This window comes from Lachnotalea sp. AF33-28, assembly GCF_003477885.1.
In the GTDB taxonomy this organism is placed as follows: Bacteria; Bacillota; Clostridia; order Lachnospirales; family Lachnospiraceae; genus AF33-28.
In genome coordinates, this window is the sequence record NZ_QUEE01000002.1 from 202,002 (window position 1) to 214,727 (window position 12,726).

At 51.1% G+C, this 12,726-nt stretch carries 11 protein-coding genes; 8 read left to right on the top strand and 3 right to left on the bottom strand.

Going from position 1 to position 12,726, the window contains the following annotated elements:
• The first annotated feature begins 11 nt into the window (after positions 1 to 11).
• Genes DWZ56_RS03410 through DWZ56_RS03420 form a run of 3 tightly spaced genes read left to right on the top strand, consistent with a single transcriptional unit; the run spans position 12 to position 3,139 of the window.
• Positions 12 to 1,073 carry an ABC transporter ATP-binding protein gene (locus DWZ56_RS03410; RefSeq protein ID WP_118554990.1) on the top strand — a complete coding sequence of 354 codons (1,062 nt, stop codon included), beginning with the start codon at positions 12 to 14 and terminating at the stop codon, positions 1,071 to 1,073.
• A 2-nt stretch (positions 1,074 to 1,075) separates the two neighbouring features.
• Complete coding sequence (locus DWZ56_RS03415; protein WP_118554991.1) at positions 1,076 to 2,101, top strand: ABC transporter ATP-binding protein; 1,026 nt, start codon at positions 1,076 to 1,078, stop codon at positions 2,099 to 2,101.
• A gap of 33 nt (positions 2,102 to 2,134) precedes the next feature.
• Entirely contained in the window at positions 2,135 to 3,139 is a 1,005-nt protein-coding gene (locus DWZ56_RS03420; protein WP_118554992.1) for an Ldh family oxidoreductase, read from the top strand.
• Between the two features lie 165 nt (positions 3,140 to 3,304).
• On the opposite strand, the gene DWZ56_RS03425 is transcribed toward DWZ56_RS03420, so the two are convergent.
• Positions 3,305 to 3,631: a nucleotide pyrophosphohydrolase gene (locus DWZ56_RS03425; protein ID WP_118554993.1), complete on the bottom strand. Its 327-nt coding sequence runs from the start codon at positions 3,629 to 3,631 to the stop codon at positions 3,305 to 3,307.
• A gap of 285 nt (positions 3,632 to 3,916) precedes the next feature.
• Complete coding sequence (locus DWZ56_RS03430; RefSeq protein ID WP_334294775.1) at positions 3,917 to 4,336, bottom strand: pyridoxamine 5'-phosphate oxidase family protein; 420 nt, start codon at positions 4,334 to 4,336, stop codon at positions 3,917 to 3,919.
• A 438-nt stretch (positions 4,337 to 4,774) separates the two neighbouring features.
• Between DWZ56_RS03430 and DWZ56_RS03440 the strand changes: the two genes are divergently transcribed.
• From DWZ56_RS03440 to DWZ56_RS03455, 4 genes are all read left to right on the top strand, one after another.
• Positions 4,775 to 6,706 (top strand): glycosyltransferase, encoded by a 1,932-nt coding sequence (locus tag DWZ56_RS03440; protein WP_118554996.1) that lies wholly within the window; start codon positions 4,775 to 4,777, stop codon positions 6,704 to 6,706.
• 97 nt (positions 6,707 to 6,803) lie between these two features.
• Positions 6,804 to 7,664, top strand: a complete 861-nt coding sequence (locus DWZ56_RS03445) for a hypothetical protein (RefSeq protein ID WP_118554997.1) — start codon at positions 6,804 to 6,806, stop codon at positions 7,662 to 7,664.
• A 33-nt stretch (positions 7,665 to 7,697) separates the two neighbouring features.
• Positions 7,698 to 8,372 carry a response regulator transcription factor gene (locus DWZ56_RS03450; protein ID WP_118554998.1) on the top strand — a complete coding sequence of 225 codons (675 nt, stop codon included), beginning with the start codon at positions 7,698 to 7,700 and terminating at the stop codon, positions 8,370 to 8,372.
• Positions 8,359 to 9,837 (top strand): sensor histidine kinase, encoded by a 1,479-nt coding sequence (locus DWZ56_RS03455; RefSeq protein ID WP_118554999.1) that lies wholly within the window; start codon positions 8,359 to 8,361, stop codon positions 9,835 to 9,837. Before DWZ56_RS03450 ends, DWZ56_RS03455 begins: the two co-directional genes overlap by 14 nt.
• An 82-nt stretch (positions 9,838 to 9,919) precedes the next feature.
• On the opposite strand, the gene DWZ56_RS03460 is transcribed toward DWZ56_RS03455, so the two are convergent.
• Positions 9,920 to 10,543: a superoxide dismutase gene (locus DWZ56_RS03460; protein WP_118555000.1), complete on the bottom strand. Its 624-nt coding sequence runs from the start codon at positions 10,541 to 10,543 to the stop codon at positions 9,920 to 9,922.
• A gap of 281 nt (positions 10,544 to 10,824) precedes the next feature.
• Here DWZ56_RS03460 and DWZ56_RS03465 point away from each other — a divergent pair, with 281 nt between their 5' ends.
• Positions 10,825 to 12,693 (top strand): HlyD family secretion protein, encoded by a 1,869-nt coding sequence (locus tag DWZ56_RS03465; protein ID WP_158584426.1) that lies wholly within the window; start codon positions 10,825 to 10,827, stop codon positions 12,691 to 12,693.
• Positions 12,694 to 12,726 lie beyond the last annotated feature (33 nt).

The following is a 12,726-nucleotide window of genomic DNA, read 5'->3' on the forward strand; positions in this document are numbered from 1 at the left end:
GGAGGACGACTATGGAAAAAGTGCTGGAAGTGAAGAATCTTCGCACATATTACTTCACTTATGAGGGTGTTTTAAAGGCGGTGGACAATATCAGCTATTCCATCGGCCAGGGGCAGACTCTGGGGATCATCGGAGAAAGCGGCTGCGGCAAAAGCGCCGCTTCCAACAGTATCCTAAGAATTGTGCCTCCGCCCGGCAGGATTGTGGGCGGACAGATCCTGCTCTACGATCCGAAGCGGCCAAAAGAGCCGCCGGTGGATCTGGTCAAAATGGATCCCAAGGGGAAGGAAATCCGGGAGATTCGCGGCAGCAGGATCTCGATGATCTTCCAGGAGCCCATGACCAGTCTGTCTCCGCTGCATACAGTGGGCAACCAGATCATGGAAGCCATACTGCTGCATCAGACAAAGGATAAGAAAGAGGCGGAGGAACTGGCCTATGAGATGCTGGTCAAGGTAGGCATCGGCAATCCGCGCCAGCGGCTTTTGGAATACCCCCATCAGCTTTCCGGCGGCATCCGCCAGAGAGTGATGATCGCCATGGCGCTGTCCTGCCATCCGTCCCTCCTGATCGCGGATGAGCCCACCACCGCGCTGGATGTGACGGTCCAGGCCCAGGTGCTGGAGCTGATGAAAAACCTGCAGCAGGAGCTGGGCATGAGCATCCAGTATATCACCCATGATCTGGGGGTCATCGCGGACGTGGCAAACCATGTGGCCGTGATGTATCTGGGAAGGATTGTGGAGATGGGAACGCGGGAACAGATATTTAAAAATCCGCTCCATCCTTATACCGACCGCCTGATGAAAAGCATCCCTTCCCTGAAGCAGAAGCGGGATGGCGGCAGGCTGGAATCCATAAACGGCACTGTGCCGATTCCGATCAATCTGCCGGCCAGCTGCGGATTCTGCAGCCGGTGTCCGGTAAAACTGTGCGGCTTATGTGAGAAGGCGTATCCGAAGCTGGTGGATCGGGGGGAAGGCCATTATGTCAGCTGCTTTCTCTACGGTGAAGAGGCGGAGGAACCGGTGGAGACAGATGCCGGGAATAAGCATAAAAAGGAGAGGCGGTAGCGATGGGAACGGAGACTGAACATGCGGACAATATTCTGCTGGATGTGCGCCATTTAAAAAAGTATTTTCCGATGAACAAGGGCTTTTTTGGAAAGTCCGCCGGGGACTTGAAGGCGGTGGACGATGTCTCCTTCACGCTGGAAAAGGGCCAGGTGCTGGGCCTTGTGGGGGAGAGCGGCTGCGGCAAGACCACGCTGGGGCGGCTGCTGCTGCGCGCCTATGAGGCAACGGGCGGAGAGGTGAATTACAATCTGGGCGGCCGTAAATTTGATCTGTTACAGCTGGATTATCATCAGCTGCGGGAGGTGCGCCGGGAGATACAGATGATTTTCCAGGATCCCTACGGCTCTCTAAATCCCAGAAAGACGGTGCTGGATATCGTGGGAGAGCCGCTGAAGGTAAACGGAATCAGCTCGGGGCATAAGCTCCAGGAGCAGGTGCAGAACCTGATGCAGATCGTAGGGCTGGAGACCAAATACATCCGCAGATATCCCCACGCTTTTTCGGGAGGGCAGCGGCAGAGGATCGGCATTGCCCGGGCGCTGGCCACGGACCCGCAGCTGATCGTATGTGACGAGGCGGTCAGCGCGCTGGACGTATCCGTACAGGCGCAGATCATCAATCTGCTGCAGGAGCTGCAGGAAACCATGGGCCTGACTTATATCTTCATATCCCATGGCTTAAGCGTGGTGCGTCATATTTCCACGAGAGTAGCCGTGATGTATGTGGGAAAGATTGTGGAGCTGGCACCCACAGATGAGCTGTACAGCCATCCGGCCCACCCCTATACGGAGGCGATTTTAAGCGCCGCTCCCGACGTGAATATAGATGAGAAACGAAAACGCATCATACTGGAGGGAGAGGCCGCTAATCCGGCTAACGTGCCCACAGGCTGTCCGTTTCATCCGAGGTGTATGTACGCTGCGGAGAAATGCAGCAAAGAGGTGCCGGAATATAAGGAGATTGCGCCCGGGCATTACTGCGCCTGCCATTACAGCGGCGATCTGAACTTAAGCGGTGTGGACTGACAGCAGCAGATTGGCTGCAAAAGCGAGGAGATTATGGATCAGAGGGAAGAAATCGTAACGATAGCGGTGGACGAATTAAAGCAGCTGTGTCTGAAGCGGCTGGCGGAGGTTTCCGTGCCGGATACAGAAGCGCGGATTATCACGGATATTCTGGTGGAAGCGGATCAGCGGGGAGTGCATTCCCACGGTGTGGTATGCCTCCCACGGTATATATCCCTGATCAAACGCGGGATCATGAAACGAAAGATGGAGTATGAAACCGTAACGGACAGCGGAGCAGTCAGCGTATGGGACGGACTGCGCAGCAATGCGCAGGTGCTGGGAAAGGCCGCCATGCTGCACGCGGTTGAGCGCGCCAGGGAGTATGGGATGGCGGCCGTCGCCGTTAAAAACAGCAATCATTTTGGCGCCGGCGCCTATTATTCGGAACTGGCGGCCGATGCGGGCATGATCGGCATCACCGTATCCACCGGGTCGCCCACCATGGCTCCCTGGGGAGGCGCCGAGCGGATGATTGGCAACAATCCGTTGGCGGTAGCGGTACCTGTAAAGGACGGTGAACCAATACTTCTGGATATGGCTATGAGTGTGGTCGCCTTCGGCAAGATCACCAACCTGGCCAAACAGGGAATCCCCAAGATACCGGAAGGCTGGGCTCTGGATGAAGACGGCAGGGAGACCACAGATGTGTCAAAGGTTTACTCGGTGATACCGGTTGGGACCTATAAGGGATTCGGCCTGGCGCTCATCATCGATATCCTTTCCGGCATACTGTTTGGCGGCGCAACAGGCGAGCGGGCAGGAGATGACTGCCAGGGGCCGGCGCAGCTCTTTATAGCCCTGGATATCGAAGCCTTTGGAAACAGCGGCCGGTTTTATCAGGAACTTTCTGACCGCATGGCGGAGCTGAAAGCGTGCAGGAAAGCGGAGGGATCCGGAGAAATCCTGTTTCCGGGCGAGCTGGAAAACATCACACGATCCCATTCCGGCGAGTATGTGAAGCTGATCCGGGAGATTGTGGAAGAACTGCAGATGTGAAATAGTTTATTACAGTAAGTAAAGGAGCAAAACCATAACAGGCGGTTCTGATATGGTTTTGCTCCTGGTTTATGTGTGTCTGAGTATGTTAGATCCTTAAAGCCCTTGATAAACTGGGTCTTTGCGGAGACGGAAAATGGGAAAATCAGAGCTGAAAGCGAGCAATTACCATCGGTTCATGTTCTTTTTATGCTTATCCAAATACACTTTTTTCAGTTCTTCTGGCGTAATACCGTAGCAAAGCATAACGTCATTAAAATACATCAGTGTATCACACATTTCCTCAATAAAGTGCTCTCTCACATCCGGATCGTTCATAATCCTGTCATCGCCCTGCTTTTTAATGATATCAGCTACCTCGCCTGCCTCAATCATCATCCATAGTAATGAGTCCCGTCCTCCTTGGGGAGTAAGCGGCCCCCATTTACTTTTATACTTTTCCTGCAATTCTTTCTGAATTTTCTGCATTGTATCAAATCCAAAATGTTCCATTCTATTTCCTCCGTATTTTTCACCGTATATTCGTCTTTTTCCACTAATGCGTATAAACCCATAACTGGCTTTTTTATTTTAGTATGAGTATATGGAAATGTGAAACAGCTTATTTCGTTTCATTACTTCATGCTACTTTTCATCCCCCTGTTTGTTCGCTTGGGCACCAATCGGGCACCATTTTACTCTTTGCAGCACGGTTTCTATAATTTTTCCATCGTGTTCTCGAATGGAGAAATATGTACTTGTATGAATAAAAGCCTGGTCATAAAGCTTCACCCATTTCTAAATTATCTCAAAGATTTCCGAATGGAAGTTCGCATAATATCGCCCGCTGTCTGCAATAAATTTCAAGACACAATAGTCCGGATCAGTCACTCCTTCCGGGTAATACATGGTGTCGCCTTCCTGCCAGATCATTTCTTTGCTGGCGGGGTCTTCCAGCACCTCCATACGGCCGATTAGCATGACTCCCCGGAAGAAGCGTTTGTCGTAAAAGTAAATACTGGCGTTTGGATTTTTCCGAAACTGGGCCACCCGCAGGGATGATGTATTCGTTGTAAAATAAAATTCCCGGATCCCCACCCGCTTGCGGGGCGGAAGCATGGCCTTCATATTAGGAAAACCATCCTCCGAAATAGAGGCTATAAAAGATACGCCTTGTTTATCAATGAGATTACTAATTGTTTTTTCCGCATCACGCATCATGATCGTATTCTCCTCATTTCTAATATTTGTGAACAGGCATTATGTCTGCCAACATTGTACCATGTCAGCAAGCTGACATGCCCCCTCAGGGGGATGCGCATGATTTCCTAAGGAAATTGTCCGCTTCGCGGACAGAAATCAGCGCGGGTATAATATCTATCGATATTATACCATATCAGCAGGCTGACATGCCCCCTCAAGGGGATGCGCATGATTTCCTAAGGAAATTGTCCGCTTCGCGGAAGGAAATCAACGCGGGTATAATATCTGTCGATATTATACCATTGGAGTGTAAATTATTCCACAGAATGAAAAGAAAAGATGCACCATAAATATGCAGGAATCTGCTGATAAAGAAGGATAGTAATGCGCAATCCGCCCAGACTATATGTAAGTGTTTCCGCAATCAATTCAAAGGCAGGTGAGTGAATAACTATGCTGAAGCGTAAGATACGCCTATTCTATCTGTTGACTGTAATTTCAGCGGTCTATCTCATATGGCGGCTGTTTTTTACGCTGCCCGCAGGTGAAGGGTGGATGGCCATAACGGCCGGCATCCTGCTGCTCCTGTCGGAGGCTGCCGGTTTTCTGGAAATACTGCATATCACGCACTTGGTTTCGGAAATCTACCTTCCCACAAAAGCGGATCTTCCAGCTGAGCGTTTTCCGGATGTCGATGTATTTATCGCAACCTATAATGAGCCTGTCCCCATACTGGAAAAAACGGTCCAGGGCTGCCTGCAGATGGATTATCCGGAGAAAGGAAAAGTGCATATCTATCTGTGCGATGACGGCGGGCGGGTACAGGTGCGGGAGTTGGCAGGGCGTATGGGCATCCGTTACCTGGCAAGGGGCAGCAGAGAACACGCCAAGGCCGGCAATTTAAACTACGCTCTTAGCAACAGCAGTTCGCCGTTGATCGTTACCTTTGACGCAGATATGATTCCAATGCACGATTTTCTCACCGCCCTGGTCCCCTATTTTTTTGCGGAAGCAGGAAGTGATATGGAAAGATCCGAGATCGGTTTCATTCAGAGCCCGCAGAGCTTCTACAACCATGACCTGTTTCAGTATAACCTGTATCTGGAGGAAAGCGCGCCCAATGAGCAGAATTTCTTTTTCCGCTATGTACAGCTTGCCAGAAACCGCAATAATGCAGCCATATATGGAGGCTCCAATACGGTCCTGTCCCGAAAGGCGCTTATGGACGCGGGAGGTTTTTACACCGGCTCCATCACGGAGGATCTGGCCACCGGCCTGCTGATTCAGGCGGCAGGTTACAAAGGCTATGCCGTATCCGAGGTGCATGCGAGCGGATTATCGCCGGAGGATCTGACAAGTCTGTTTAAACAGAGAGAACGGTGGGCCAGAGGCTGTATCCAGACCTTCCGCAGACTGCGCCTGCTTCGCCGGAAGGATCTGACAGCGGGACAGAAGAGGGATTACGGAATGGCGCTGCTGTACTGGTATACGCCGCTGCGCCGGCTGATGTTCATCCTGTCCCCCATTCTATATTTTGTGTTTGGCATACCGGTGATCCGCTGCGGCCTTCTGCCCCTGATCTGTCTGTGGCTGCCTTCCGTTTTGCTGTACTATTTTGCCCTTTCGAAGCTGGCGGGCGATATGCGGACGGCAAGGCTTAGCAATATCTATGACACGATCCTGTTTCCTGCGTTGTTACCGGGCGTGATCCTTGAAACTCTGGGGATACAAAAGAAACAGTTCTCTGTCACGGCAAAAGGGAAGATGCCGGCTGGTGCAGGAACTGGAGAAGTAAAAAGGCGGGACAAAGGGCTTATCCGATGGAGCCGCGCTGTTTATCTGGTATTACTGGGATTTACGCTGGCCGGAGTGTACCGCCTTTTTGCTGTTCCCGCTTTACAGGAAAATTACGGCTGGGTTGTGGTTTTGTTTTGGCTGGTTCTGAATGCGTATCATATGCTGATGGCTCTGTTTTTTCTGTCCGGCAGACAGGTAAGGCGCGTATCGGAACGGATCCGCGCCGCCGAACAGATCGCCCTTGAAATGGAAGATCAGATTATCCATGCGGTTACCAGCGACCTATCAGAAGGCGGAGCTGCTTTCCTGCTAAACACCTGTATCACGCTGCCCGATATCTTTAATGTAAGGCTGGGGATCGGCGGACGGTATGAATGCCGTATGAAGGCGAAGCCGGTCTATCGAAACCGGGAGGGAGCAGGTTGGCGTTATGGTATCGCGTTTGTGGAGATATCCCGGCCGCAGCGGCTTAGGCTGTATGGCCTGCTCTATGACCGGGTTCCTCCGCTGCCCGAGCAGGTGACGGAAGGCACCGGTTTTTACAAGGACTTAAGGAGAAACCTGAAAAAAAGGATCCGGAGAAGATAGATATCATCCGTTTTATTCACAGATTGATCACATTGTGCCTTTATAATGAATAACAATCATATCTTAAGACATTGAGAAGATTTGTGAGGTGACTGTCATGTGCGATGGAAAAGACCATAAAAACGGGAAATGGGCGAAACAGATCCTTGAATGCCGTCACGAGGACGGCATGTGGGGAAATTTCCACGCGTTAAGCCGTCCGGTCGGCCAAAAACAGTATTCGACAGAACAAGCTTTGCGCAGATTGCTGATTTTAGGTTATACAATTGAAGATGAACCAATTCAAACAATTGTAAAGCGTATGGAAATGTGCATTAAAGGCGAAAAAAAGATTGACGGCTACTATGAAAAAACGCATGATTGGCCTCTGTTTGAAAAATTGATGCTTGCGGCCTGGATCCGGATCATAGAACCGGAAAATAAAGCCGCATTGGAAGTTGCATACAGCTGGGCAGCTTTGGTGGAAAAGGCGTTTGAGCACGGCCGGTATGACCGTGACAGCGACATGAAAGCATTCGCCGAACAGCACAAAAGAAAACCAAAGAGCGGTTTTGAAACGGGCTTTGGCATGTTTTATCATGCGGCTTTGCTCAAAGGTGTTTTGCAGTATCAGACAGAGAGTCTGTTTCTCGATTATTATTTATCAAGGAACGACGGTATGTTTTATACTTACGCAAAGCCGCTTAATAAATTGCCCGATGTTTTTGCCTCAAGGGATGCGAGTGATTATCTGGCCGCTCTTGAGGTCCTGGCTGAATATGATCTGGCAAAAACGAAGCTGAAATTTGCCGCGGACTGGTTAGAGGAAAACAGAGATGAAAACGGTAAGTGGGATTTTGGAGCTAAAGCGAATGACGGGATTTATTTTCCCCGCTCTGATTCCTGGAGAAAAGCGGAAGACAGGAAAAGTGACTGCACAGAAAGAGTGCGCGCATTTTTGAAAAAGGTAAGGGGGTAACGGCGGTGAGGCTGACCTCCAAAGGTGAAGGCGATGGCCAGGATTTTAATCGTGGATGATGAAGAAAAAATCAGAAGTATCATACGAAAATATGCGGAGCATGAAGGATATGAGGTGAGTGAAGCGGCGGACGGGCAGGAGGCGGTATACCTCTGCCGGGCAGGCAGTTTTGACTGCATCGTATTGGATGTGATGATGCCGATGCTGGACGGCTTTGCGGCCTGCCGGGAAATACATAAATACTGTGACACACCGGTGATCATGCTGTCAGCCAGGGGAGAGGAGTATGACCGGATACACGGCTTTGAGCTGGGGGTGGACGACTATGTGGTCAAACCCTTTTCCCCCAGGGAGCTGATGCTGCGCATACGGGTGGTAATTACGCGCAATCAGAGAAAAAACGGTCAGGATAAGGAAAGCTACAGCTACAAGGGGCTGCATGTCAATTTTGCCGCCAGAAAGGTCAGTGTGGACGGCAGGCGCACAGAACTTACACTGAAGGAATACGAGCTTTTGTCCTTCCTGATTCAGAACAAAGGGATTGCGCTGTCCAGAGAGCAGCTGATCACCGGCGTGTGGGGGTATGACTATTACGGGGACGACCGTACGCTGGATACACATGTTAAAAAACTTCGGGGCAGCCTGGGCCCCTACAGGGACTGCCTGGTGACGCTTAGAGGGGTGGGATATCGCTTTGAAGAACCGTAAGATCGGCATCCGTTGGAAAATATTTATGTACCTGCTGGCGTTTGTCGCCATACTGCTGGCGCTGCTCTGGCTCATGCAGATTGTTTACCTGAATACCTTCTATAAAGGCATCAAAAAGAATGAGCTGCAGCAAGTCTGCACACAGCTTTTAAAATCGGCGCAGTCAGGCAGCCTGTCAGAGGCCATGGAAGAAGCGGCCAGAAAATCGGATTTGGAGGTGCTCCTCGCCGACATGCAGGGCAGCATCATGGAGAGCGCTCCTGCAAACGGCCGGTTCGCGCTGCTGACTGCGGAGATGTTTGGGGAGTATCTGCAGGCGGCCAGAGAGGGCGGCGGCAGCGCCCAGATCGAAATGGAAGGGGATGTGCGCGGCATGGACCCCTCGCAGTATGAAAAAGCACAGCCGCCCCATGACGAAGGCCCGGGCCGGTTCATGATGCCGTTTGATATGCGCATGGGGGCTGAGAGTATCGTAGCGCTGGAATTGCTGAAATGGAACGGGGAAGAGGCGCTGCTGATCGTGCGCAGCCTTGTGACGCCGATCGATGCGACGGTTCAGACGCTCCGGGTGCAGTTTGTATGTATCGCCCTGATCTTATTTCTGCTGTCCCTGCTGATCGCACTTTTTATGGCGAAAAAGATCTCCCGGCCGATCGTAGAGATTAACAGCATGGCGCTGGAAATGGGAAAGGGCAACTATGATGTGAGATTTCCGCAGGCCGGTTATAAGGAAATTTCGGAGCTTGGGACTACCCTGAACCACACCGCCGCAGAGCTGAAAAAGGCGGAGCGGATACAGCAGGAGCTGATCGCCAATGTATCCCACGATCTTCGGACGCCTCTCACCATGATCATCGCCTATGCGGAAGCCATACAGGATCTCCCGGAGGAGAATACGGCGGAAAACCTCCAGGTTGTGATCGATGAAGGGAAAAGGCTCACCGCGCTCGTGAACGATCTGCTGGAGCTGTCCAAACTGCAGTCGGGGGCGGAGTCCGTCCGGATGCAGACCTATGACCTGACGGAAAGCATTCAGGCAGTATTAAAACGGTATGCGAAGCTGGTGGAGCAGGAAGGATACGAGATCCGGTTTGAATACGGAAGCCATGTATGGATCAGGGCGGATGAGTATAAAATATATCAGGTCATTTATAATTTTATCAATAACGCCATCCACTATACCGGTGACAATAAAAAGGTGGTAGTGCGCCAGATGCTTATACCGGACCGCGTGCGGATTGAAGTGGAGGATTACGGGGAAGGGATTAAGGAGGAAGACCTTCCTTATATATGGGAGCGCTATTATAAGGTGGACAAGGCACATAAGAGATCGGTAAACGGCAGTGGGCTGGGGCTGTCCATTGTAAAGAATATACTGATACTCCACGGAGCGGACTACGGAGTGAAGAGCAGCCCGGGCGAGGGAAGCATTTTCTGGTTTGAACTGCCCCTGGCCGAGATATGAGAAAAAGCAGAGTGCAGAAAAGGAAAACTGACCTTTCTGTACTCTGCTTTTTTCAGTGCGCCCGTTTCATAGAAAAAGTGCGTTACTGGCTTTCTTCATAACGTCTGTTGACAGCGTCCCAGTCGATGATGGAAAACCAGTTATCCACGTAAGTGCCGCGGAGATTCTGGTACTTAAGATAGTAGGCATGCTCCCAGACATCTAACGGCAGCAGCGGGATCAGTCCAAGCGCCAGCGGCGTGTCCTGATTGGGAAGGTTGATGACTTCCAGATGGCCGTCCTGGCTGCTGACCAGCCACGCATAGCCGGAACCGAACTGGGCCAGAGCTTTGGATTTCATGATATCCTTCCATTCGTCATAAGAACCGAAACGCTCCTCAATCGCACTAAGGACCGGGCCTTTTGGCTCGGAAGGAGCGGACTTCATGGATGCGAAATACATCTGATGGTTGTAGACTCCTCCGGCGTTGTTTTTAACCGCTGTGCGCGCGGCTTCCGGAACCTGATCCAGGTTGGTCAGAATTTCTTCCAGGGTCATACTCTGAAATTCCGGCAGAGTGCTTAAGGCGTGGTTCAAGTTATCCACATAGGTCTTCAGATGCTTATCATGATGAAAATGGAGCGTTTCAAGATCGATGTGGGGTTCCAGCGCGTCATAAGTATAGGGCAGCGGTTCCAGGTCAAAAGGATAATGATTATTTTTCATGTTTTCCTCCGTTTGGGGGTAAGAATGTCTCTATACCCTGTTTTTGAATAGATTGACAGTTGTGCAAACAGCTGTGAAATATAATAAGAGTATATGCAGACGTAAAAAAACTATTCAGTCCGTGCAGGAACCGGCACAGATGCACAGACGGATGGATGTTCAAAAAAAATTCACAAATTCATCACGTTGGAATCACCTGGCGATTTTATCATTTTAGTAAGTGATGTGTCGCGTGCTCTTTTTAGCCGCTTACTATGAGCTTAATTGACAGGAGGTTTAGGATGGCTGGTTTATTAAAGGAAAAGTGGAAAGAATTCTGTCCGCATAAGGCAAAATGGATGAAAGTGACCGCTGCCGTTTTTGTGCTGGCGCTTGTCTGCGCCATTACCGTACCGATCGTATATGCAAATGCCGAGCAGAACAAAAATGCGGAGAAGGAGAACGGGAGTACACTACAGGCCTCCGGCACGGATAGCGGGCAGTCGGGTCTGATAAACGGCAGCGGCGTGACAGAGGCGGGTACGAAGGATCAGATACTTGAGACCGACCTGGCCTACAATCTGGCGCTTGTGGTGGAGGAGGTCTATGTGGCTTCAGGAGACACGGTGAGTGAGGGGGATGCTCTGTATAAATTTACGGATGAGAGCCTAAGCGCTGCCATAGCCTGGCTTGAGAAAGAGCAGGCGAGTGATAAAACCGCTCTGGATACGGCCAGGACCGACTATGATGCCGGTGTATTGAAGGCGGAATATCAGAGACAGTCCGACCGGATGCAGGAAACTACGGCGGAGCTTACATACAATGCCGAAACGGAGGCCTTAGCGCAGCAGGTGGAATCAGCAGCCAAAGCGATTGCCGGCGCGGACGAAAAAATAGCCTCCTATACCGAAAAATTGGAAAATAACACCTATGCTTCCGAATATAAGCTGGATGAGCTGCTGGAGACACAGACGGAAAAAGGCAGCATTGCGTCAGATAAGGAGAATGCCCTGACGGCCAGGCAGAGCAGCTATGAAGCGGCGAAAGCGGAGGCGGACCCGGTCATACAGGCGCTTAAGCAGGAGATCGCCTCCTGTCAACAGCAGCAGGAGAACGCACAGGGAGTGTATGACGATGCCTTAAACGCGCTGTTTGCGGCAGTTCTTGAGGAGAATACGCAGCAGCCGGATGTATCCGGCAACACCGTGGAAAGCAGTTCTCTGTCGGGAAACACGGTTTCGGACAATCAGGTTTCAACCGATGCGGATCTGAAACTGCTGGTGGAAAACGTAAAAAATGCAAAGGGAACAGTGGAAACTCTTGAGGCGGAATATGAAGCCAGGCAGAAAGAGCTGCAGGAACAGAATGCGAAGCTGAAAGACCTGGAGACAGAGGTTTTAAATGCAGAAAAGGAACTGCAGACGGCAAAGCTGGAATATCAGAAGGCGGTCAACGCCTATAACCAGGCATATAGCGCCTGTTCCCAGGCAACGGAAAAAGCTAAAACAGAGCTGGAATCCCTTCAGAATAATTACGCGAATCTGACGGCCGCCTATCAGGAAGCGCTGATCCGGCAGATCAGCCAGAACTTAAGTTTAAAGGAAAGCTATGATGGCAGCATGCTCATCGGCCAGAACGCGGATACCGTCTATCAGCTGACAGTGGCGTCACTGCAGAAAGCGGTGGATGCGGCGCAGGAAACGTATGATCAGGTGACCGGGATATTGGAACGAATCTCAAGCATAGCCGAAACGGGGACTGTCACTGCGGAATATGACGGACAGCTGACAGATGTGGCCTATGAAGCCTCGGACCGTGTATTCGGTTCTGCCGTGCTGGTGAGTTATCTGGACCTGTCCGACATAAAAGTATCCATTTCAGTGGCTCAGGATCGGATTGCGGAAGTGGCGGTGGGAGACGAAGCCAGGATAACCGTTTCCGGAGCCTCTTTCAGCGGTACGGTCAGTGAGATCGCCGGTCAGAAGGATTCCGGAGGAAGCGTATCATCGGTAAATTATACAGTTACAGTTGCGATAGAGGATGAGAGCGGAAGTTTAGGCGCGGGATACCAGGCTGCAGTGATTCTGATGCAGCCGGGTGCGGTACGGAATCCGGAATCAGACAGCGCTGCTGCAAATGGCAGGAATGAATCCTCTGCAGCAGAGGAATGACGGCTGACAGGAAAGATCATATAAGGAGACTGT